23 protein-coding genes are annotated in these 24,167 nt (G+C 35.4%); 11 read left to right on the forward strand and 12 right to left on the reverse strand.

What is annotated here, in order from left to right; all coding sequences use genetic code 11:
* Positions 1-243: 243 nt before the first annotated feature.
* Both Q2T76_RS02120 and Q2T76_RS02125 read left to right on the forward strand, forming a co-directional pair.
* Positions 244-2,676 (forward strand): YhgE/Pip family protein, encoded by a 2,433-nt coding sequence (locus Q2T76_RS02120; RefSeq protein WP_302083660.1) that lies wholly within the window; start codon positions 244-246, stop codon positions 2,674-2,676.
* 114 nt (positions 2,677-2,790) lie between these two features.
* A complete protein-coding gene (locus tag Q2T76_RS02125) occupies positions 2,791-3,117 on the forward strand; it encodes a DUF6506 family protein (protein WP_302083662.1) in 327 nt (108 codons plus the stop codon).
* Positions 3,118-3,145: 28 nt separating this feature from the next.
* On the opposite strand, the gene Q2T76_RS02130 is transcribed toward Q2T76_RS02125, so the two are convergent.
* From Q2T76_RS02130 to Q2T76_RS02165, 8 genes are all read right to left on the reverse strand, one after another.
* A complete protein-coding gene (locus Q2T76_RS02130) occupies positions 3,146-5,221 on the reverse strand; it encodes a sodium:proton antiporter (RefSeq protein ID WP_302083664.1) in 2,076 nt (691 codons plus the stop codon).
* A 102-nt stretch (positions 5,222-5,323) separates the two neighbouring features.
* Entirely contained in the window at positions 5,324-5,932 is a 609-nt protein-coding gene (locus Q2T76_RS02135) for an alpha/beta hydrolase (protein WP_302083665.1), read from the reverse strand.
* 87 nt (positions 5,933-6,019) lie between these two features.
* Complete coding sequence (locus Q2T76_RS02140) at positions 6,020-7,135, reverse strand: NAD(P)-dependent alcohol dehydrogenase (protein ID WP_302083667.1); 1,116 nt, start codon at positions 7,133-7,135, stop codon at positions 6,020-6,022.
* A gap of 70 nt (positions 7,136-7,205) precedes the next feature.
* Positions 7,206-8,024, reverse strand: a complete 819-nt coding sequence (gene rhaD / locus Q2T76_RS02145) for a rhamnulose-1-phosphate aldolase (RefSeq protein ID WP_302083669.1) — start codon at positions 8,022-8,024, stop codon at positions 7,206-7,208.
* 14 nt (positions 8,025-8,038) lie between these two features.
* Positions 8,039-9,316, reverse strand: coding sequence for an L-rhamnose isomerase (locus tag Q2T76_RS02150; RefSeq protein ID WP_302083670.1), 1,278 nt, complete (start codon positions 9,314-9,316; stop codon positions 8,039-8,041).
* Between the two features lie 4 nt (positions 9,317-9,320).
* A complete protein-coding gene (rhaM, locus tag Q2T76_RS02155) occupies positions 9,321-9,635 on the reverse strand; it encodes an L-rhamnose mutarotase (RefSeq protein WP_302083672.1) in 315 nt (104 codons plus the stop codon).
* 2 nt (positions 9,636-9,637) lie between these two features.
* Positions 9,638-11,092, reverse strand: a complete 1,455-nt coding sequence (rhaB, locus tag Q2T76_RS02160; RefSeq protein WP_302083673.1) for a rhamnulokinase — start codon at positions 11,090-11,092, stop codon at positions 9,638-9,640.
* 15 nt (positions 11,093-11,107) lie between these two features.
* Positions 11,108-12,364: an MFS transporter gene (locus Q2T76_RS02165; RefSeq protein WP_302083674.1), complete on the reverse strand. Its 1,257-nt coding sequence runs from the start codon at positions 12,362-12,364 to the stop codon at positions 11,108-11,110.
* Positions 12,365-12,432: 68 nt separating this feature from the next.
* On the opposite strand from Q2T76_RS02165, the gene Q2T76_RS02170 reads away from it, so the two are divergent.
* From Q2T76_RS02170 to Q2T76_RS02185, 4 genes are all read left to right on the forward strand, one after another.
* Entirely contained in the window at positions 12,433-13,494 is a 1,062-nt protein-coding gene (locus Q2T76_RS02170) for a helix-turn-helix domain-containing protein (RefSeq protein ID WP_302083676.1), read from the forward strand.
* A 68-nt stretch (positions 13,495-13,562) separates the two neighbouring features.
* A complete protein-coding gene (locus Q2T76_RS02175; protein WP_302083677.1) occupies positions 13,563-14,255 on the forward strand; it encodes a helix-turn-helix domain-containing protein in 693 nt (230 codons plus the stop codon).
* A 40-nt stretch (positions 14,256-14,295) separates the two neighbouring features.
* Positions 14,296-14,994 (forward strand): YoaK family protein, encoded by a 699-nt coding sequence (locus tag Q2T76_RS02180; protein WP_302083679.1) that lies wholly within the window; start codon positions 14,296-14,298, stop codon positions 14,992-14,994.
* Positions 14,987-16,384: an APC family permease gene (locus Q2T76_RS02185; protein WP_302083680.1), complete on the forward strand. Its 1,398-nt coding sequence runs from the start codon at positions 14,987-14,989 to the stop codon at positions 16,382-16,384. Before Q2T76_RS02180 ends, Q2T76_RS02185 begins: the two co-directional genes overlap by 8 nt.
* A 1-nt stretch (position 16,385) precedes the next feature.
* Here Q2T76_RS02185 and Q2T76_RS02190 read toward each other — a convergent pair whose 3' ends face one another.
* Together Q2T76_RS02190 and Q2T76_RS02195 are read right to left on the reverse strand one after the other, a co-directional pair.
* Positions 16,386-17,000 carry an N-acetyltransferase gene (locus Q2T76_RS02190; protein ID WP_302083682.1) on the reverse strand — a complete coding sequence of 205 codons (615 nt, stop codon included), beginning with the start codon at positions 16,998-17,000 and terminating at the stop codon, positions 16,386-16,388.
* Positions 16,990-17,607 carry a TMEM175 family protein gene (locus Q2T76_RS02195; RefSeq protein ID WP_302083684.1) on the reverse strand — a complete coding sequence of 206 codons (618 nt, stop codon included), beginning with the start codon at positions 17,605-17,607 and terminating at the stop codon, positions 16,990-16,992. The genes Q2T76_RS02190 and Q2T76_RS02195 overlap by 11 nt, the downstream gene beginning before the upstream one ends.
* 145 nt (positions 17,608-17,752) lie before the next feature.
* Here Q2T76_RS02195 and Q2T76_RS02200 point away from each other — a divergent pair, with 145 nt between their 5' ends.
* The 4 genes from Q2T76_RS02200 (at position 17,753) to Q2T76_RS02215 (ending at position 21,821) form a co-directional block, all read left to right on the forward strand.
* Complete coding sequence (locus tag Q2T76_RS02200) at positions 17,753-18,313, forward strand: M15 family metallopeptidase (RefSeq protein WP_302083910.1); 561 nt, start codon at positions 17,753-17,755, stop codon at positions 18,311-18,313.
* Positions 18,314-18,403: 90 nt separating this feature from the next.
* Positions 18,404-19,129: a GntR family transcriptional regulator gene (locus Q2T76_RS02205; RefSeq protein WP_302083686.1), complete on the forward strand. Its 726-nt coding sequence runs from the start codon at positions 18,404-18,406 to the stop codon at positions 19,127-19,129.
* Between the two features lie 95 nt (positions 19,130-19,224).
* Positions 19,225-21,573: a phosphoketolase gene (locus Q2T76_RS02210; RefSeq protein ID WP_302083687.1), complete on the forward strand. Its 2,349-nt coding sequence runs from the start codon at positions 19,225-19,227 to the stop codon at positions 21,571-21,573.
* A 98-nt stretch (positions 21,574-21,671) separates the two neighbouring features.
* Complete coding sequence (locus Q2T76_RS02215) at positions 21,672-21,821, forward strand: hypothetical protein (RefSeq protein WP_302083689.1); 150 nt, start codon at positions 21,672-21,674, stop codon at positions 21,819-21,821.
* A gap of 29 nt (positions 21,822-21,850) precedes the next feature.
* Here Q2T76_RS02215 and Q2T76_RS02220 read toward each other — a convergent pair whose 3' ends face one another.
* Entirely contained in the window at positions 21,851-22,261 is a 411-nt protein-coding gene (locus Q2T76_RS02220; protein WP_302083691.1) for a GtrA family protein, read from the reverse strand.
* 123 nt (positions 22,262-22,384) lie between these two features.
* On the opposite strand from Q2T76_RS02220, the gene Q2T76_RS02225 reads away from it, so the two are divergent.
* The gene (locus Q2T76_RS02225; protein WP_302083692.1) at positions 22,385-23,827 is read left to right on the forward strand and encodes an APC family permease; all 1,443 of its coding nucleotides are present in this window, start codon (positions 22,385-22,387) and stop codon (positions 23,825-23,827) included.
* An 18-nt stretch (positions 23,828-23,845) separates the two neighbouring features.
* On the opposite strand, the gene Q2T76_RS02230 is transcribed toward Q2T76_RS02225, so the two are convergent.
* Complete coding sequence (locus Q2T76_RS02230) at positions 23,846-24,100, reverse strand: hypothetical protein (protein WP_302083694.1); 255 nt, start codon at positions 24,098-24,100, stop codon at positions 23,846-23,848.
* Between the last annotated feature and the right edge of the window lie 67 nt (positions 24,101-24,167).

Raw genomic sequence — 24,167 nt, forward strand, 5'->3', positions numbered from 1 at the left:
TATAAGAGACACTCTAACACTTTTAATTATAAATGTCATACGTAAGCATAAATACTCAACAATGCCAATTAGTTCCAAGTGGTCACATCTCCATTTTTCTTCAAAATTCTGCTATCCTTAGTCCCACAAACCTTGATAAGACAATTAAATATCACTTTAGGCAAAAAAATATTGATATTCTGAATTTTAGGACTATAATTTATAATATTGTTTATGCCCTATACAATTATTAAGGAGAATTTTATGTTTAAGAACAGAGGAAAGTTATTAAGTTTTATTGTACTAATATGTATTATCCCAATTCTGCTATTATTTGTAATTTTTAACTTCATTAAGTATGAACAAGACGTCAACATTAAGAATATGAACATTGCAATTGTCAACGAAGACAAACCTGCAAAATTCAAGGGCAAAACTGTTAATGTTGGTAAAGAAGTGCAAAAGACCTTGTCGAAAGACAAACAGGTAAAATGGCACTTCGTTGATGCTCAAGACGCTAAAAAGAATCTTGATAATGGTAAGTATGCAATGAAAATTGTTTTACCAAAGAACTTCTCGAAGAATGCAACAACAGCTTTAGACAAAAATCCAAAAGTAAGTACCTTGAAGGTACAAACTTCTGATAAAAACAACTATCTTGCTGGTATGATTACCACTCAAGTAGTTGAACAAATGAAAGGTAAAGTTGTTAAAAGTATTCAACGCGCTTATGATGACTCTGCCCTAAAGGCTCTCGGCCAATTAGGTGACGGTGTTACTCAAGCTAGTGATGGGGTCAGTCAATTAAATGATGCGTCCACTCAATTAAATGATGGAAGTAAACAAATTTCTGACAATTTACATGTTCTAAAGAATGGTACTCAACAGTTAGCTGATGGTGCTGCTCCACTACAAAGCGGTGTTAACCAACTTTCAAGTGGCTCAAGTCTACTTGCTTCGAATTCATCAACTCTAGTAGCTGGTGCTAACCAACTAAATGGTGGAATTAGTCAATTAACTGCTGGTTCTGGTTTGTTAAGTCAAAAATTAGCTGATGCTTCTGCACAAATTGATGCTCAACTAAATGGTAGCCAAGATGATCTTACTAACTTATATGCTGGTTTAACTGCGTTGAATGATGGTATTCAACAAATGAATGCTCAAGTAAGTGACCCTGCCAATGATAATTCTGCAGCTATCACTGCTGATTTGAACCAAGTTGGTACCAACCTAACTAATGCTGGTAACTTGTTACAAGATACTGGTGCTAAGTTACAAGATTTAAATACTAACGTTTACGATACAACCAACCCCCAAAGTGTTGCTAGTCAATTGACAGCAATGCAAGAACTTATGGCTAATGATCCTGATTTCAAAGAATTCTTGAAGACTCATATGTCCTTTGGATTAAAATTGAATAGTTATTCTGTAGCTGTTAAACAACAACTTACTAACACCGGTAATAATGACTTAGCTCCTGTTAAGACTAATTTAGCCCAAATGGGAACTGAACTTCAAAGTGCTGGTGGATTACTTCAAGGTGATGTAACTACTCAATTAACTAAGACTCAAGACAACATGAACAAATTAAAAGCTGGTATTAATCAAATGGCAGCTCCTGATCAAGCTCCACTTGCTCTAAATGGTGCAAAACAAGCTATCAATACTTTGACTGGTGGCTTGGCTCAGGTAAATAACGGTTTGAAGCAACGTGGAACAACCACAAGTACAATGGGTGGAATTCAAGCTACACAACAAATCCATAATGGTTTAGTACAAGTTCAAGCTGGTCTAAAAGGAACTAACGGTCAATTAGGACTAATTCCTGGATTAATTACCTATACAGGTGGCGTTGACCAATTAAATGGTGGTCTTACAACCTTAAGTGGTAGTGCACCAACTCTAATTAACGGAATTACCCAATTAAACGATGGTGCTGGCAAACTTGCTACTGGTGCTGATCAATTAACTAGTGGCTTGAGACAAGCTGGTGATGGTATTGGCTTGTTGAACATTAAGTTAAGTGACGGAAGCAAACAAGTTAAAGGTCTCTCAACTGGAACTGCAAACGTAAATCACTTTGTTTCTCCAGTCGAAGACGAAGTTCTTAATGCTAAAGAATCACATGACTTAATCAATGCCTTTGCTCCACTTGTGTTAACCCTTGTCTTCTTCGTAGGTGCAATGTTGACTCAAATGTCATTATTCAGAAATAACAATAATGAAGAAGCTAGCTTGAAACAAAAAGTTCTTAGCGTTTCAAGTGTGGTTCTAGCACAAACTATCTTAATTGATGCTTTCTCAATGATTCTTGGTTTACAAGTTCAACAACCTGTTTCATTCCTAGTAATTAGTTTATTAACTAGTGCAGCCTTCACATTGACTTGCCTAGCTCTTGATAAACTATTTGGCACAATTGGATTATTAGTTGCTCTAGCACTATTATTCTTACAACTAATTATCACTGGTGGATTATTCCCTAATGAAATGCTTTCAAGCTTCTATCAAGTATTGGCAATCTTCTTACCAGGTACATATTCAATTAGTGGCTTTGAACAAGCTGTTAACGGTAACGGCGCAGCCCTTATCACAAGTAGTTTAATCTTAGTATTATTCGGATTAGTATTCTTTGCCGCACTATTTGGAAATGAAATTAAGAACAAATTCTTTGCTAAAGAAAACGTTCAAGCAAAATAATTAAAAAGGCTTCTCGATAATGAGAAGTCTTTTTTTATTGTCTAAAACAAGCATTCTGATGGCTATTTGAAGCCAATTGACTATACTAAAATTATTAGGGAGGAATATTATATTATGGCATTAGAGAAGTTACATAAGTGGGCATTCTTTTATTTTTCGCCCGACTTTTCACCAGAGGAAAATACGGTTATCAATAAGAACCAGGCTGGATCATGTGAATTCATCACCGTTGGCTTTGATCCTAAAGCCAAAGAAGATGGTTCGATTATTGAGGTTGCTAAACAGCTAAAAGCTGATGGTGTTCAATTCATCGAACTATGTGGTGGTTTCGGGCCAACTTGGACTACCAAAATCAATGAAGCACTTAACTTTGAAATTCCTGTTGGAGCAGTTACTTACGGACCAGAATTTCGGATGCAATTATTTGATATCATGAACTAAAAAAGACCTCCAAAATGGACGTCTTTTTTTATTCTTCAGTTTGATAAAGTTGTAGTAGTTGAGCCTGATTAATTTCGGTATATAGAACACTAGCTAATGGCTGAGGGATGTCGCCATTAGTTACATTAGTTCTAACGTAATCATATTCTTTTTGGAATGCTTGAATATATAAATCGTCATCAACCGTTTCTTTTTCTACATTGTAACGGCGCTTCACGTTATCAAAGAAGCTATCCATTACCCGTCTTACAACGTTAATAAAGTCATTATCGTAATGATTCTCGTCAATTCTTTGCTGTAACACTTCATCCAAATAACTATCAACAGACTCGATTACATCGGCATTCAAATCCAATAACTCATGATAAACCGACTTCCATTCGTTGGCTTTCTTCGCATATCTTGGATCACTTCTTAATTTTTCATCTCGGAATCGTTTACGCTGTTGCTTAGTAATAACTCGGTGTTTAGTATGCCACACCAGTTCTCCTCGCATGTGTTTTAGGCGATGGATAAATCTACGAAATGATTGTTTAAGTTGATTCATTCCACCACTAAAGCCACCTCGGTGATTGTGATCTAATGAACGGCGCATGATTTTTTCATAAATATCAATTGTGTTCATACTATACTTATTGGATTCATCAAACTTCTGCAAAGTATCAGAAACCAGTTCTTTAGTACTATCTAACAACAGACTTGAATTCTTAGAAAAATCTTCTCGTTCAGAAGCATTCATTCGGCTCTTCTGCGATTGTAATTCCGCCGTCAAAATTTCTCGTTTATCATGATTATCAATTACTTCACGCATTTGTAAAATCGCATAATCAATCATCTTATTCCGAGTTGCATCAAGATCAGCAGTACTGAATTCTTCTTCTTTTTGAGGAAGAATAAATGGTAGAACAATTGAACTAACAACTAGACTCAATAGGATTACCAATGTCGCTACAATGATTAATTCGTTTCGATAAGGGAATGCCTGACCACCAAGAGTGTTAGGCAATGAAAAAGCCATCGCCAAGGTAATTGTTCCATGCACTCCACTAACCGCAAAAATAAGTGCTAAAAATCTACTATGTTCGCGAGTTTCATCTCTTTTATTAGTTCGCATCGACCATAAGAAACGTAACAGAATCATTCCTAGATACATCAAGACACTCAAGCCTAATAACTTGTAAACTTCGATGTTACCAAGTTTTTGCATGATGCCGATGACTTCAGGTAAGGCCAATCCCATGATTAGAAAAACCAAGTCATTCAAAATATCAGCGACAATATTCCAAATTGTTTTGGACGTTAACTGCACGCTGGTAGTGGTTAATTTCAATTTGTTAGCTTCCCAATTATGTTGAATTCCTGCGGCAACGGCTGCCAAAATTCCAGAAACGCCAAAATGTTCGGCTAATAAATAAATCGCAAATGGCGTTAATAAACTGATAGGAATGGTAATTAATTCAGGACTAGTTGCGTGCGTATTTAAGAAGAAACGCAGCATAACAACGAAGTATCCGACGATAACCCCTACGGCAATTCCACCAACGGCTACCACTAAGAAGTGAGTGATGCTGGTTCCTAAAGAAAGTGAACCTGTCTTCATCACCGTTAAGGCTAAATCTAATAAAACTAAGCCAACCGCATCATTAAATAATGATTCTAATTGTAAATCATCATCGACACTCTTAGGGATGTCGGAGCCACTAGTCATTGATTTTACCGCCATGGCATCCGTTGGCACCACAATAGCAGCTAAAGCAATTGATAATGGCAACGTCCAATGAACTTCAACTCGACTAGCAATCAAACCAATCATTAAGGCTGAGACAACAGACAAAACCACTGATAAAACAATAATTCTGGAAAAGTTTTTAGAAATCTTTTTAAAGGATTGTTTTTGCCCTTCAATAAACATCAATGGAGCAATGATGAATAACATGAAGAATTCCGGTTCTAGTTCAAAATTTTTAAAAATCGGCACAAAAGATAATGCTAACCCAGTTAAAATTAAGATAAAAGCTTCGGGAACTTTGGGAATAAACTGTTTAAGTGTATTAGCTCCGATAACCCCAATAAGTAATGTTGCAATAATTAAAAAATCGTTCATGAAATCCCCTCAATAAAACTTCAAACATCTAATTTAAAACTTCCATATTATATAAAATAGCCGCAATAATTACCAACAATAACTTAAGATTATTGCCGATCTCTAAAACTTAACTACTTTTTTCAACCAGTTATTTAAAAACGCCCATTGAGCATATGTATGAAACCAGTGCTCGCCGTCTTCCATAATGGTAACATTCACATCTTTTTGTTTTTTCGCAAATGAAGTAACTGTTTCTAACGAGGTTATTTTATCATTACCGGCATAAAGAATTTCTGTGGAGACATCCCAAACTATAGGATTATTTCTAGCAAATTCTAAATAATCCCAGAGAATTTTTTCACCTGTGCTCATAGTAATCTCTTGTTCTTTTTCTAGTTGATCTGTGGTAATTTCATTATTCTCCATTACACCCAGAATCAATTTCTCCATATCTAAGACAGGCGAAATAAGTAACGCCTGTTTGATCTGCTTTCCAGTTAAAGAAACCATAGCTAGATAAGCCCCTAAGCTATTAGCAATAAGGTAGACTTCATCATATTTCTCACTTAACTTATCAAATTCATCCACAAATTGCTGCTTAACTTCCCACGGAAGATACTCACCATATTCCAAACCAATTACTTCTATTCCATCTAAACTTGGCTCAAAGTTCTTGATTTCTTCAACATTACCACCTTGTCCATGGATGTATAATGCTACTTTCGACATAATTCTAGCCCCTCAATCTTATATTACATATCATATTAACTTAGGCATCAAAAAAAGTCTTCTAAAAGAAGACTTTTTAGGTATTAACTAAGCTTGATATTCTTTATCGATAATTAGAACTGGTTTGATTGTTTTTCCAGATACCGAATCTTGCGTTGCTTGATTAATATCTTCAAAATCATAAAATTTCTCAGTTTTATCAAAATCAAACATTCCTTGTTTGTAGAACTCAATTAGTCGAGGAATATCGATTTGAGGAATAGAATCTCCCATATTAACTCCAACAACTTTTTTGTCATCAACACAAAGTGAATTCCAAGTATCTAGATCAATATGATTTGGAGTAACCGCAATGGTAGCTGATGTTCCACCTTGGCAAAGTGCCGTGATTGAATCTTCCATTACCTTTGTAATTCCAGTAGTATCAACACTGAATTTGACTCCTAATCCATTTGTTAACTCTTTAATGGCTGCTACTGCATCAACATCCTTACTATTGATAACATCTGTTGCACCTAGTTCTTTGGCCAACTCTAATCGAGAATCAACCACGTCAACAGCAATTACTTTTGTACATCCAGAAATTTTGCCTGCCATCATGGCTGCCAAACCAACAGCACCAGTACCAAAGACAGCAATCGTATCGCCGGGTTTTGGTTGTAACGTATTTAACACAGTTCCACTACCAGTCACATATCCACAACCAAGTGGTCCAAGTTTTCTCAAGTCCATGTCTTTAGGAACTTTTACAACATTTTTTTCACGTACTACAGTTGTGGTAGTAAATGAAGACTGGTCAAACATATCAGCAACTTTTTGCCCGTTTCTTTCAAAGTGATTGCTTCCGTCTGGACGAACTCCTGATAAATTATTTTTTGCATAATTAATACATTGAGTTGGAATTCCTTTCAAACAGTTATCACATACTCCACAGGCATAAAACGATAGAACAACGTGATCTCCTGGTTCAATACTTTGAACATTAGAACCAACCTTTTCAACAATACCAGAGCCTTCATGTCCTAAAATAATTGGATAATCAATGATCGCATCACCAATTCTTAGAGCTTCATCTGAATGACAAATACCTGAAGCAACCATATGTACTTGAACATCATCTGGATGTAATTCTGCCAATTCTATATCATCTTTAATTTCAAAAGGTGCATTTTGCTTCTCAACTACTGCTGCTTTAATTTTCATTGTTAATCCTCCGTCATTATTTAGAAATACAACTCAATTCTAAAACTTTGTTAATGTTTTCACAATGATTTTATTCTAAAAATTCAAGTCGAGGACTGACACCAAATACTTTAGCTAAATCCTTCAAATCTTGATCTGTAATTTCTTGTTGGATAACTCCTCCTTGGGCTTGAACAATTGTCCAAATTTGAGCGGCTTTTTCGATAGTTTCAATTAATCCATAAGCTTCATCGATAGTCGAACCGGTTCCAAAGATACCGTGCTGTGGCCAAATTACTGCTGGAAAATCTTTTAGTTTCGCAGAAGTTGCCTCTCCAATATCAATTGTGCCTGGAACCATCCAAGGAATAATTCCAATACCTTCTGGAAATACGACTAATGATTCTGTTTGCATCTTCCAAAGAATTCTAGAGAATTCTCTTTCACTCAATTTTTGAGTAAATGTCATTGCAATTAAATTAGTTGGATGACAATGCATAACAACTCGTTGACTGGGTTTTTGTTTCAACTTAGCCTGATGTCCCATTAAATGAGTTGGGAATTCGCTTGTAGGGCTAGCCCCATCATTGTATCCCCACATCAAGTCAACGCTCTTACCGTCATCGGCGATACGCACTAATCCTAAGTCTCTTTCGGGGAAATCAATAATATTCTTGAAGTATCTACCTGTGGCTGTTACTAAAAAGTACATTCCAGATAAATCTTTTCCATCAAAATCAATCGGAATATTTCTTTTTACTTCATTAATATCAGAGAAATTAGCCAACTCTTCTTCTAAAATTCGATAGCTAACATTCCCACCATTTCGCTCGTCCCAACCATGGTCGTATAATCTAAAAGTGATTTTTTTAACTTCTTCTACAAAAGGTGAATCAATAAATTTAGTCATTACTTGCTCCTTAATTAACGTTTAAATAGAACATCTTTTTCATAAGTGTGGATATTGTCTAACCAGTCTTCACCCACTGGGACATTATTTCTGCGACAGAATTCATCCCAAACTGCTCCGAATGGATATGATTTCAATTCCTCTGTTACTGCTAGTCTTGTAGTGTAATCACCTTGTTCTTCGGCTTTTTTCAAATCATCAATTGGAGCAAGCATTGATTGTAGTAAGGCTTTTTGAGTTGCTCTTGCTCCGACTACCCATGCAGAAATACGATTAATGGTTGCATCAAAGAAGTCCAAACCAATATTAGTTTTTGAAAGCAAGTTGTCACGAACCAATGATCTAGTAATTCTAACTAAAGCATCGTCAAAGATAACTACGTGATCACTGTCCCATCTTACAGGACGAGATACGTGTAACATTAATCCTTTACCAAATGGTGTGAAGGCAGAGAATTTATCAGAAACATCTTCTGTTGGATGGAAGTGACCTGCATCAATAGTCCATAACTTGTTTCTTGTTAAGGCATAGTTGTCATAAAATTCGTGTGAACCAACTGTGTAAGATTCAACACCTGTACCAAACAACTTACCTTCAAATGCTTCAATAGTGTTCTTTTCATCCATTGGTTCTTTAATAATCTCATCGAGAGAATCAATTAATCTCAATCTTGGACTTAACTTATCGACTGGATTATCTTTGTATCCATCTGGAACCCAGAAGTTATTAACTGATTGTTGACCTAATTCTTTACCAAAATATTCAGCAATCTTTCTACTTCTCTTACCATGTTCAATCCAAAAGTCACGAACATCCTTGTCAGGACTAGCTAATGTAAATCCATCTTTAAGCATTGGATGTGAGAAGAATGTTCCATTCATATCTAAGCCAACGCCTTCTTTTTTTGCCCAATCAACCCAATATTTAAAGTCTTCTGGTTCTAGCTCATCCAAATCTTTTTTCTTATCAGTTACGGCATAAATAGCATGTAATTGTACTTTGTGATTCCCAGGGATTAGTGAGAGTGCTTCTGAAAGGTCACTACTCAATTCGTCTGGTGTGGTTGCCAAACCTGGATAATTTCCTGAAACCCCAATTCCACCTGTTAATTCTTGATTAGGGAATAAGAATCCATGAATATCGTCTCCCTGCCAACAATGAATAGACAATTTAACTTTTTCTAGATCATTCATTACCTTTTCAGTATCAACACCGATTTCGTCATATCTTTGTTTTGCTAACTCATAAGCTGAAACTACATTTTCTTCTTTTTCCACGATTATTTCCTCCATTTTATTAATCTAAGTGAAATACTTCCTTCAAATCTAAAGCTACTGGACTATTGTCAGCATTAGTTGTCATCAAAGGCTCCATATAGTCCCACCATTTTTTACAAATCTCTGTATTTGCGATTTCATTGTATTTACTTACATCTGGCACTTCTAAATAAGCAAATAGCTCACCATTATTTTTGTTTAAGAAGATTGAATAGTTATTAGCACCGTGATTTTTTAATTCTTCTTTCATTTCCGGCCACAATTCACGATGTCTTTTTTCATATTCTTCATAGGAATCCTTATTGACATACATTATCTGAGCAATTCTTTCCATGACTATTTCTCCTTTTCTAAAATAAATGTTTTATAGTCTTCTAGAATTTTTCCGTAATCTTTATTAGGGTCGTACTCTTTCAAATTGAATGACTGTGCAATTACTTTTCGTGCACTGTCTACATCACTCAATTCATGTTCCGAAATCATTTGAACAACAATATTACCAATAGCAGTTGCCTCATCTGGTCCGGCAATAACTTTGATTTTTGCTAACGAGCTAGTTAATTGATTCAAGATATCAACATTGCTACCCCCGCCAACTATATTTAATTTATTAATTGGTTTTTTGGTAATTTTTACTAACTGATTTAGTGCATCAGCGTAGTATAAAGCTAAGTTACAGTAGACTGCACTTACCAACTCACCCGTCGTTTGTGGGACTTTTTGTCCCGTTTCACGACAGTAAGCCTGAATTTCATTAATCATACTTTCTGGGTTACTAAATCTTTCATCATTAACATTTATGTACTGTTGGAATGGCTCTTCTTTCTCAGCTAAAGCTGCCATTTCAGCAAATGAATATTTCTTATTTTGTTCTGATCTAATTGATTGAACCATCCAAAGACCCATAATATTTTTTAGAAAGCGATAGGTTCCGTAAGCTCCCCACTCGTTTGTATAATTTTCCTGGAAAGCTAATTTTCCATTCTCAGGGGTCTTTAGTTCTCTACCTAACAATGACCAAGTTCCCGAACTTAAGAACGCCCAATCGTTTCCACTTCCGGGAGTTCCTACAACAGCTGAGGCCGTATCATGCGTTGCCACAGTGATTACTTCACATTTTGGTAAGTCATATTGTTTACACCATTTATGTGAAATTTTACCAAGCATCGTTCCTGGATCAGCTAACTTAGGAAACTGTTCTTCAGACACATTGACTTCACCTAGTAAATCATCATCGAATAGTCCCTTCCGCAAGTTCATCATTTGCGTAGTAGATGCATTTGTCACTTCTGTAACAGCATTCCCGGTCAAGATATATCCGATATAGTCAGGTATCATCATTATTCGATCGGTTTGTTCAAGCAGCTTTTCATCTTCCTCATACAATTGATAAAGTGTATTAAAATCTAAAAATTGTATTCCGGTTTTTTCATATATATATTCTTTGGGATATTGTGATGTTAATTCCTCGATACTATTAACTGTTCGACTATCACGATAGCTAATAGGATTTTGTAATTTTTGACCGTTATCTCCAACCAAAACATAATCAACTGCCCAAGTATCAATTCCTATAGTGGCAGCCTCTATTCCAGTTTTTTTTATTTTTTCTAATCCTATAAATATTTCTTGAATTAATTTATCAATATCCCAGCGATCATGACCGTTTTCTTTTTTAAATCCATTTGAAAAACGGTGCATTTCTTCTAACTTTATTTCTCCATTAATTAATTGTCCGAGAATTAGTCTTCCACTGGATGCTCCAATATCTACTGCAATATAATTTTTCATTTCGTCACCAACTATTTATTTTTTTCCATATCTTTCTTCAGTGATTTCATCTAATGAACGTCCACGAGTTTTCGGAGTCCAAAGAACACCGACAACCATCGAAATAATCAAGAAAATAATAATCATGGTTCCTGCATATTTGAATCCTAAAGTTGACATTATTGTTGGGAATACGATTGACCATATTCCAGCTGAAGCGCGTACAATAAAGAACATAACCCCTTGTGATCCGGCACGATATTGTGTTGGGAATAGTTCAGTTGCCCATAATGCATAGAATGCTTGAGCCCCAAAACCTGCGGATAGTCCCCATAAAAGAACAAATCCCCATAAGGCCATCCAGCCCATGCCTCCATAAGTAATAGCTACCCAAGAAAGTGTGGCCATTAAAGCACCAATTCCGTACATCCAACGATGACTAATATGATCACCTAGTTTGGCGAATATTACATATCCGGTCAGAGCGGTAAGTATCCACAATACAGCAGACAATAAGTTTGCTTGCATGTTACTCAAACCACCTACAGTTGAGTAAATATATGGCATGAAGAATCCTTGAACACCAGCAGCTAAATTCCATAATGCATATACACCAATTAAAAATAAGATCGATTTAACATTCACCAAATTAGAAAATAGTTCTTTGTATGGATGAGTTTTAACACCATGAGTTGCTTCAGCCTTCTTCTGTTCCTTCCAGTCGGCTGATTCATCGAGTCCTCTTTGCATTAGCCAAGCTATTAGAGCTACTACAAATAGTGACCCAAAAATAATACGATTTCCCATCAAGCCTAATGGTGACAAAATTACACCTAAGACGAAAATAATTGCTGGCCCCATTGACCAAGCAAATTGAGAAATTCCAATATTATATGCTCGATTTGTCGATTGTGATGTTTCTGAGATATAAGTCCATGAAGCTGGAACCCCTGCACCAACAGAAATTCCTGTTACCATGAATCCAGTTAACAATGTTGCAAAATTGAATGAAAACATAACTATTAAAACACCTAACATGTAGATCAACATGTTATAACTGTAGATAAATTTACGACCATACTTATCAGAAAGTCGTCCACCAATTAAAGCTCCAACGGCAGCACCAAACGCATTGGCACTTAAAGCACCTAACAAACCAACTTCAAAACTACTTAGTCCCAAAGCTTTCGTCCATAAAGCAAGTCCGGAAGCTCCGGCAACTATTGAGCCTGAGTCCAAGTAGTTGGTCAAAGAAACAGCAATAACAGATTTTAGTGATTTCTTTTCTCCCATTGTTTCATCTCCTTCATCTTTGTAATCGTTTACATATTCTATTTAATATTGGATTTGACCGTGCTACAATGACACTATCAAATACAATTGGTATCATTTTTACAGGTGATGAAATGGAATCCACACTACTAAATACCCTTAAAGCCGAAACCACGATAGAGAAGCAACAAAAAATTAGTGATGTCTTTATTGAAGATATTCCTTCCTATGCCCGCGCTCATAAAGATAAGAATTTCACTCTATCCAATTCCTTTTTCTTTACAACAAAAGATGTCTATATCAGTAAACATAATCGCTATGCGGATTATCCAGAGCATACCCATAGTTTTCTTGAAATGAACTATATGGTGAGCGGCGAATGCACCCAAATAGTTAACGGCAAAGAAATTCATTTAACAAAAAATGATCTATTACTGTTAGATATTGGCTGTAGCCATTCAATAAAAAAACTTGGCAAGAATGACATTCTAATTAATATACTTTTTCAAAATAAAAACATCTCCATTGATTGGCTGAACAACCTAAAAAAAAGCCGCAGCCTTTTATATACTTTTATTTTTAATACAATTTATGGCAAAGAAAATTCTCAAAAATATCTTGTTTTCAAGAATAATAGTCGAACCCAAATTAATTCCATTATTGATAGTTTGATTACTGAATACTATGAAAAGAAGCCTTTCTATAATGAAATGATTTCCGCTTATTTAAAAATACTTTTAACTGAATTGGTCAGAAATTACCGTCTTAAAAACGACAAAAAACTAAGTGATTCACAAAAGTATGTAACTAAAGTACTTCATGATATTGAAAAAGATTATGCTACTTTAACTCTGGCTGAGGAAGCTAAAAAAGTTGGTTACAATAAAAACTACTTAAGTAATCTGCTAAAGAAAGAAACAGGAAAATCATTCAAAGAACTTCTAACATATGAAAGAATACTAAACGCCCATTTATTACTCACATCTACTTCAGATTCGGTTTTTGAAATAATGGAAAAAGTTGGCATTACAAATAAAACATTTTTCTATAAAAAGTATCAATCTCAATATAATCAATTACCAAGTACAACCAGAAGTAACAGTCAAAAAGATTTTATAAACGATAATATTTCCCAGGTAATACTCAAATAAACTAGTTTGTACTTTCTCTGGACCTATGATAAAATGTTTATATATCAAGGCTTAGAGGGTACATAGTTATGACTTACAACAAAAAAGCTATCGCTGAACGTTTAAAGAAAATACGGACCGATAACAACTTGAGCATGCAAGAATTCTCCGAATTAATCGGTGTCAGTGGCAAAAGTACGATTAATGAATGGGAAAAAGCTCGCTCAATTCCTTCCAAAAAAACCCTAATTAAAATTGCTTCAACTTTGCAGGTTGATAGTAATTTTATTTTGTATGGAAACTTTGCAGACTACATTAAAGAACTGGTCGTTTCTACTATTAAAGAAAGAAACGATGAAGACTTAGTACCAATTTTTCTTGACTATTTAACTCAAATTGATGCACTCTCGCAGTTTAAAGATTATGAGAACAGCCAGGAAGTTAATTCGATTTATGATCAAATTAGAATACGTGAAACCGTCTTAAATATGGCGATTGAAAAAACACTCGACGATAACATCGCCGAGTTGAATGACTTCTTATACGAAAAAGGCATTTCTTTTTCTTCTAGTAAATCTTTGATTTTAAAAACAATTACTCTTTATTATTTAAAGAGGCTGAATAAAGCGAATCTGACAACTAACACCTATATACATGAACTAATTGCTGCTACAGATCCTGCAATTTATGATCTCGGAGATTTATCAGGTGAAGATAGTAACAAAATTACTGATGCAATAACTAATTTTCACTCTCAATTGGAACAAATTTTGACCAAATAATAGTGATAAAATGGTTATATGTTTTATTTAGGAGCTTAATATGGATAATTTTTCCCCAATTCATGAGCGAACTATGGTGGCACAACTGCTGGCACTAACGTCTGGCAGCATTGATGCTTATTCATTCTTAACTCATGGTAATGTTTTTGCTGGAATGCAGACTGGTAACTTAATTTTAATGGGTATTAACTTGGCATATGGTCGATTTGGACTACTAATCAATTATTTAGTGCCTATCCTAGTCTTTATCATTGGTGCAACTTTTACTAAATATATGAGTCTAAAATTCACCCACTATCATAATATTTCTCGACAGGCACTAGTCTTATCTTTAGGCATCGTTTTACTTATTTTAGTGGGAATAATTGGTAATCAAATCTCATTGATTTTTACTTCCCTACTGATGTCAGTCACAATTGCCCTACTATTTACAGAATTCGACAAGATTCATGATGCTCAGCTAAATGCCGTAATGATGACTGGTAATTTCAAGAAACTTGGGACTTTATTCTTAGAAGGAATGATGACTAAACAGAGCAAACTACTCCGTCGTTCTTTTCGAGTTTTCCGAATTATTCTTTCATTTTTCATCGGTGTCATAATTAATGCTTACTTAGTTAAAATTTTTTCTTTTCAAGCAATCTTCTTCAGTGCTATGATGTTAGGCGGAGTTTTAATAATTATTGCTTACGATAACCACAAACTTATCAAACAATTCACTGGAGATATTAATGATTAAACAGCTACTAGCTAGGAAAAATTTTGCCAAAGATTCCAGCAATTCAAAAGTTCATTTGGAACGCACTTTAACCACTAAAGACCTTATTTTTATGGGTGTTGGTGTAATTATCGGTTCCGGTATTTTTATCACACCCGGAATAATTGCCGCTAATAATGCTGGTCCCGGGGTTGTTTTTACATATTTAATTGCGGCCTTAGTTTGTATCGTGGTGGCTTTTTGTTACTCAGAGTTTGCCTCAGCTATCACTTCCTCAGGAAGTGTTTACGCTTATATCTACACTGTTTTTGGTGAATTCGCCGGTTGGATTAGTGGTTGGTCAATTCTTCTCTGCTACTTATTCGCCGAATCTTCTATTGCCGTTAGTTGGTCGGCATATTTTCAAAACTTTCTATCCGGTTTTGGCATCAAATTACCTGATTTCTTGAGATCAGCTTATGGTGCTTCTGGTAATCATGCTGGTCGTTTTGATTTATTAGCCTTTCTAATTGTATTTCTACTAACAGTACTTCTTTTACAAGGCATGAAGGAATCAATCACCTTAAACAAAATCTTAGTTTATCTAAAAATGTTCATTATTTTTCTATTTATTATTGTGGCATTATTCTCATTTAAACCGCAAAATCTTCACCCACTTCTTCCTTATGGCTCATCTGGTCTTGGTCGTGGTGCTTCAATTGCTTTCTTCGCCTACATTGGCTTTGACGTTCTCGCTACTGCTAGTGAGGAAGTTAAGAACCCTAAGAGAAGTGTTCCGATTGGAATCATTGCTTCGCTATCAATTACTGCCATCATCTACTCATTGGTTTCTTTTGCTCTAGTTGGTGCGGTTAAATATACTCAACTAAATGTAGCTGATCCCGTCTCACTTGCTCTAAGATTAATTCATCAAAACTGGATTGCTGGTTTTGTAGCCATTGGTGCCGTTCTTGGTATGACCACTGGATTATTAGTGATAATCTTTGGTGGGACGCGATTAATTTTTGCTATCAGTCGTGATGGCTTGTTGCCCGAAAGACTAAATAACTTAAACAAGAATCATATTCCTTTCCATAGTACTTTAATTTTTGGATTAACTGCTGGCTTAGTCGCAGGTTTCATCCCACTTGATAAATTAACCGAACTGGTTAATATTGGTGCACTACTAGCCTTTGCAGTCGTCTGCTTGGGAGTTGTTTTCTTAAGAAGAAACAAACAATTAACTGGGACGTTCAAGACTCCTGGTTACCCTTATGTTCCTATTATCGGTTTCCTATTATGTATCTATTTAATAGTGAATCTTCATGTATCAACCATGATTATCTTTTTAGGATTATTAATAGTTGGAACAATTATTTACTTCAGCTACGGATATAGACATAGTGAATTTCATTCAAAAAAAGACATCTAAATTAGATGTCTTTTTTAATATCTTTTTGAAAATGCCAAGTTTCAAAACCGTATTCACTCTTAGCATAATCAGTTTTTTGATAACCATTTTTCTCATAGAACTCTGTATTAGGTAAAGTATTAGTTGATAACACTACAGTTCCACCATTTTTGGCGACAATTTCATCCAGTGATTTGAGTAGAAAACTTCCTACCCCTTTACTTTGAACCTTCGGATTCACAACTAATGAATCAACATACCAAGTTATTTCCTGGGAAATAATATCATCATCTTCGTTCTCAATAATTTTAAAGAATTCTCTTAAACTCTTCAGATTACTAGGTTTAAACATACCAATTCGCGATTTACGAAGATAACTCCAAAATCCTGGTTCTTTACTTTGATCGTCTTTAACCAACATCACTCCGAGAATTTGTTCATTTTCGTCATATGCCACATAACTACCGTTTATTTCTTCAAAAGCCAATACATTAGCAATGAATAATTCGTTCAAGAAATCTAGACGATGTTTCTTTTCTGGTAGAAATGCCGTAAAGAATGGATATTCCACAAATGCGGCAGTTAATACTTCCATCATTTGTTGATGGTCACTATCTTTTGATGCTCTAATCTTCATTCTTTTCTCCTATAAATAGTTGATCGCTATCTTCGTTAAACGAAGCCCCTATGAAGACAATCATGATTGTAACCGCTAAAAGTTGTGCCACTGGTAAGAAGACAATAATTAGAATCCAAATTATCAACGAAAGAATTATTACCTTCCAATTGCTAAAGACTCGATATATTTTCATTCTTTTAACATCATCGGCGGATTTTTGATGACCATATCTCTCTTCGGACAAAATTATTTTGTGAGTTAGTAATAAATAAGATATTGTCCACAATAAATAGATAATTCCGTAGAAAATTTCTGGTCCACGGTCATTTAATCCCCGGCTAACCCAGGCTGTAGCGACTGGTATAAAGGATGTTGAAAACATCCAAACTAAATTCAACCAAAAGATTTCTTTGGTAACCACATGAACTTTTGAAAACATGTAGTGGTGATTATACCAAGCCACTCCAATAAACAAATATCCTACCATGTAAGAAATCAAATAAGGAATTTGTGGCAATAATGCCGATAGTTTAACCGATTCTGGAGTCTTAAATTCCAAAATCATGATCGTCAAAATAATGGCAATTACTGCATCAGTAAATGCCTCAACTCGCGATTTATTCATAATACCCGTTCCCCCGAACACTTATATACTTTCGTTTTTTATCATAACAAAGTTTAAGAAAAAATACTGATTAAAAGGTATTAATTTCCTCAAGCACCATAATGATGATAGAATGTGGGCAAATAATGAATATCGAGGTGGAATTATGACTAAGAATGATGAATTCATGAATGTTTTAGAAGTTGATCCAGATATTATTGTTGATTTACGCTATGCAACTGAGAATAATTTTACCCACAAGAAGATTTATGACTTTACCACGGCAATTTCCCGAACTAATACAGTTAAAAAACTGGGAATTGCTTCACGATTACTAAAAAAACAAGGTTACCGCATTAAAATTTGGGATGCTTATCGTCCTGTTAGTGCTCAGGAGAAGCTCTTTGAAGTCTATCCTGACCCTAACTTTGTTTTACCACCTAACCCAAATGCTAGCCATCAAAAAGGAGTTACTTTTGACTTAACCATTACCGATATGGATGGTAATGAACAAGAAATGCAATCGGCTTTTGACGAATTTAACGCTACTGCCAGCCGCTCTTACGATGGTCGTACTCCATTACAACAAAAGAATTATGACATTCTAAATGATGCGATGACTAAAGCTGGATTCGTTGGCTACAGTGAAGAATGGTGGGATTATCGCGATAGTGATATGGATGATTACGGTCCTGCAAGTGCCGACCCTAATGACTACATTTTATAAAATTTGGTACGCACCAATCTATTTTTCTAGTTGCGATTTCTGAAATGTTTGCTATTATCTATTGTTAGATAAGGAAAACGAGGAAATCCAATGACTGATTTAGCATATCAAAAAATAATTAATGAATTAAAAACCGCTATTAACAACGGTGATTTCAACGAAACAATGAAGCTCCCTGACGAAAGATCATTGAGTGAACAATATAAAGTAAGCCGCTCAACCATTAAGCGTGCTCTAAGTGTTCTTTCTCATCGAGGAACTATCTTTAAAAAACGTGGTTCAGGAACTTTTATCAATCCCCTCTATTTAAAGAACAATACTTTCTTCAAGTACAACGGATCTAACTTGGGGATTACCGACAGTTTTGACGTACCAGGAAAAAAACAAGGGATTAAACTAATTAGTTTTGATGTTATCAAGGCCGACGAAACAACTAGAAGAGACCTATTCCTTAACCAAGACGACTTCGTCTACAAAATCCAACGTCTTCGCTATTTAGACGATGAGCCTTTCCTATCAGAAACCAGTTATATTCCTATTAAATTATTTCCAGATTTAACCAGCGAAATTGCTAGCGAATCTATCTTTAACTATATGGAAGATGAGAAAAATCAAAAAGTTACCAACTCATATCTCACCATTTCAACTGAACCGTCTACAAAAGATGATCAAAAAGATATGCATCTCAAAACCAATGAACCAGTTGGAATCATGTCTGGGATTTTCTTCCTAAACAACGGTACACCCTTTGAAATATCAACGATGCGCGTTCATTACAAATACATGAAATACGATACTTTTATAACAGTTTCTTAAATTGGTACGTATCAATTATCAAAATGGTTGACTTTTTCGACCATTTTTTTTATGATGTACTTGTTATTAAATATAAAATAATAAGGAGTACATTCATGACAGACTATTCAAGTACAGAATATTTAAACAAACTTGATGCGTACTGGCGCGCTGCTAACTATGTATCAGTTGGTCAATTATACTTAAAAGATAATCCTCTATTAACAAGAGAAATCGTGAAAGATGATGTAAAAATTCATCCAATCGGACACTGGGGAACAATCTCTGGTCAAAACTTAATCTACGCACATTTGAACCGTGTTATTAACAAATACGATTTGAACATGTTCTACGTAGAAGGTCCTGGTCACGGTGGTCAAGTTATGGTTTCAAACTCATATCTTGATGGTTCATACACTGAAATTTATCCTGAAATTACTCAAGATGAAACAGGAATGAAGAAACTCTTCAAACAATTCTCATTCCCAGGTGGAATCGCATCTCATGCTGCTCCTGAAACACCAGGATCAATCCATGAAGGTGGAGAATTAGGATATTCACTATCACACGGTGTTGGTGCTATCCTTGATAATCCAGACCAAATTGCTGCTGTTGTTGTTGGTGACGGTGAATCAGAAACAGGTCCATTAGCTGGATCATGGTTCTCAAATGTCTTCATTAACCCTGTAACTGATGGTGCTGTATTACCTATTCTTGACTTGAATGGATTCAAGATTTCTAACCCAACAATTCTTTCAAGAAAATCTGACAAAGAATTGACTCAATACTTTGAAGGTATGGGTTGGGATCCTATCTTCTTCGATGTTACAAAAGAAGATAACTACCACGCTAAGATGGCTGAAGTATTTGACCAAGCTATCGAAAAAATTCAAGCTATTCAAAAAGACGCACGTGCAAAAGGTGCTAACAATGTAGAAATGCCACATTGGCCAGTTATTATTGCACGTATTCCTAAGGGATATACAGGTCCTAAGACTTGGGATGGTGCTCCAATTGAAAACTCATTTAGAGCTCATCAAGTGCCAATTCCTGTCGACCAAAATGATATGGAACATATCGACGCTCTAGTTGAGTGGTTGAAATCATACCGTCCTGAAGAACTATTCGACAACAATGGAAAACTTCTTCCAGAACTTGAAGAAATGGCTCCTAAGGGTAACAAGCGTATGGCTATGAACCCTATCACTAACGGTGGTGTTGATGTTAAAGAATTAGACCTACCAGACGAAACTAAGTATGCACTTGAATTCAACCGTGCCGGTGATCTTATGGCTCAAGACATGATTGAATTAGGTAAATACCTACGTGATGTTATCAAAGCTAACCCTACTAACTTCAGAATGTTTGGTCCTGACGAAACAATGTCAAACCGTTTGAACCACATGTTCGAAGCTACAAACCGTCAATGGATGGAAGAAGTTAAAGAACCAAATGATCAATTCGTTGCTCCATCAGGACGTATCATTGATTCTCAACTATCAGAACATCAAGCTGAAGGTTGGTTAGAAGGATATACCCTAACTGGACGTCGTGGAATCTTCGCATCATACGAATCATTCCTACGTGTAGTTGACTCAATGCTTACACAACACTTCAAGTGGTTAAGAAAAGCTGACGAACAAGAATGGCGTCAAAAATACCCATCACTTAACGTTATTGCTACTTCAACTGCTTTCCAACAAGACCACAATGGTTACACTCACCAAGATCCAGGTATCATTACTCACTTAGCTGAAAAGAAACCTGAATTCATCCGTGAATACTTCCCTGCTGACACAAACTCACTATTAGCAGTTATGCCAGAAGTTCTAACAAGTTACGAAAAGATTAACTTGATTGTTACTTCAAAACATCCAAGAAACCAATTCTACTCAATGGATGAAGCTAAAGTGTTAGTTAAAGATGGTTTGAAGATTATCGATTGGGCTTCAAATGACAACGGTGATCCAGATATCGTCATTGCTGCTGCAGGTACAGAACCTAACCTTGAAGCACTTGCTGCAATCAAGATTTTGAGACAACAACTTCCTGAATTGAAGATTAGATTCATTAACGTTGTTGACCTATTGAAACTTCGTTCACCAAAAGTTGACCCTCGTGGATTAACTGATGAACAATTCAATGAATACTTCACAGTCGACAAGCCAGTATTATTCGCTTTCCACGGCTTCGAAGGATTCATCAAAGATATCTTCTTCGATCGTGCTAACCACAACTTACACGTTCATGGTTACCGTGAAAATGGTGATATCACAACTCCATTTGATATGCGTGTTGTTAACGAAATGGATCGTTTCCACATCGCTGAAGATGTTGCTGTTGCCGTTATGGGTGATGCAGCTTCTGACTTCGCTAACTCAATGGAACAAAAAGTTGATGAACATAACAAGTACATCAGAGCAAATGGTGACGACCTTCCAGAAGTAACTAACTGGCAATGGTAATAACCCAAAAAAGGAACGGATAACCTCCGCTCCTTTTTTATTTGCTTTATATTTTATTCCCTATAACCTTACAGTTAATACACATAAGGAGGAGTACGATGAAATTCACAAAAATTGTTTTATACACCATAAAAGAATTCAATAAGAATAAAGAAAAAGATGGCTGCTTGCCCCATGAAGGCGAAGTTATCAGCATTGCTCCAAACAATGGATTAACAAACAACTATGTAGCTGTAGGCTTTAAATAACAAAAAAAGTAGTTAGAATTTACTTCTAACTACTTTTTATTTGTTTTAAAAATGAATAACTTACTGAAAACATAATTGATAATCACAATAATGACGTTATCAATTAATTTTACTATTTGCTTATTGCCACCCATTAAAGTGATACCAACGAATAAAATAACCGCTTCTACCCCTAATGAGAATACTCTGGCTGCTCCAAATGAAGTTATCTCTTTAACAACGATTGATGGCTCCCAACTCTTTGATTGGAAAACATATAGTTTGTTTGTCACATAGGCGAAAACAACTGAGATAAACCATCCAATTACGTTAGCAACTTGATAGTTAATTGGAACTAATATCGTAAAAAAGGCGAAAACCAGGTAATTTACGAGCGTTGTAGCGATACCGAAAATGATATAATCTATCATTTCCTTATATTTAATGTACAGTTCTTTCATCAAATTGACCTTCTTCTTATTTAACATCCATTATCATACCAATAAATTAATTTAAAAACATTATTTCTCTGGCATTTTGATTGTTGTATAATAATGTTTGTTGTTTTAAAAAGGAGAAAATATATGGAAAATACACAAAGCTCGCGAAACTTTCGCTGGTATAATATAGCTTTGATTGCTTTTACTGCGGTGTGGGGTTTAAATAACGTAGTAAATAACTTTGCCAACCAAGGTATGGTGGTTGTCGTATCATGGATCTTGATAATGCTTCTTTACTTCATACCTTATACTTTAATGGTTGGACAACTTGGCTCAACCTTTCAAGATGCAGATGGAGGGGTTTCATCTTGGATGAAGAATCTTTCAAGTAGTCGCTTAGCATACTTTGCGGCTTGGACTTATTGGGTAGTCCACGTTCCTTATCTTGCACAAAAACCACAAACCATCTTAATTGGTTTCAGTTGGTTATTCCAAAATAACGGAAACTTCGTTAATCAAGTTCCTTCTTACATTGTTCAGGGACTTAGTTTGATTATTTTCTTAGTATTTTTATGGATGTCGTCACGTGGAGTTACAACATTAAATAGAATTGGTAGTATCGCCGGTATTGGTATGTTTACTATGTCCATTCTATTCATCATTTTAGGGGTATCAGCACCATTTATTGCTCACGCCCCTATCGCAACTCAAAACATGAATCATGTAGCTACATACATGCCTAAATTTAATTTTAACTACTTTACAACAATTTCAATGTTAGTTTTTGCTGTTGGTGGTGCCGAAAAAATCTCACCATATGTTAATAAAACTAAGAACCCTTCAAAAGAGTTCCCTCTAGGAATGATTTTGTTGGCAATTATGGTTGCTGTTTCAGCAATCTTGGGATCATTTGCAATGGGTATGATTTTTGATGCTCAACATGTTCCTACTGATTTGATGGCAAACGGTTCTTACACCGCTTTCCAAATTCTAGGACAATATTTCCATATGGGTAACTTGTTGATGTGGATCTACGCAATTGCAAATATCTTGGCAAGTGCAGCTGCTCTAGCCATTTCCATCGATGCTCCACTAAGAATCTTCTTGAATGATGCGGATGCTAAATTCATTCCTAAGGCATTATCTAAGAAGAACAAACGTGGTATCGCCGTTAATGGTTACATCTTAACTGGTATCTTAGTATCAATCATCATCATCGTTCCTGCAATTGGAATTGGTGGAATGAATGACCTTTATAACTGGTTGTTGAATCTAAACTCAATCGTTATGCCAATGCGTTACCTATGGGTATTCTTGGCTTACATGCTTTTGAGTAAACATATTAAAGAATATCAATCAGATTATATGTTTATCAAGAACTCAAAACTTGGATTCAGTGTTGGTCTCTGGTGCTTCATCTTTACTGCTTTCGCATGTATCTTAGGTGTTGTTCCTAAGGCAGACTTAGCAGCTAACCCAAGTTCATGGTGGTTCCAATTATCAATGAACATTATCACACCATTTGTATTAATTGCTTTAGGATTCATCCTTCCGATGATTGCCCAAAGAAAAAAAGCTACGGATTAATTATCCGTGGCTTTTTTATTACAATACTTTATTTAAATCAGGTGTGCTTTCAGTGTTCTCAGATGTAGAAGCAACCCCCTCACTTCCATCATTTAAAATAAATGAATCAGTTGCCTTACATCTAGGACAAGTCAACTCAATTTTGAACTTCTCAGAGCTATCACTATTGTCCCCTAGTTTTTCTTTCTTAGTAATCAATTGTGCGGGGTGATTACACTCATGACAAGCAAATTTTAACATTCGACGTTCTACAAATTCATCAGCTACTGACATAATATCTTCTCCTTTTATTCTATTTTTTTAATCTTAGCACAATCTTGATATGTAAGTTGATCTCCAG

This window comes from Lactobacillus sp. YT155 (genome assembly GCF_030504545.1).
Taxonomy (GTDB): Bacteria; Bacillota; Bacilli; order Lactobacillales; family Lactobacillaceae; genus BQUT01.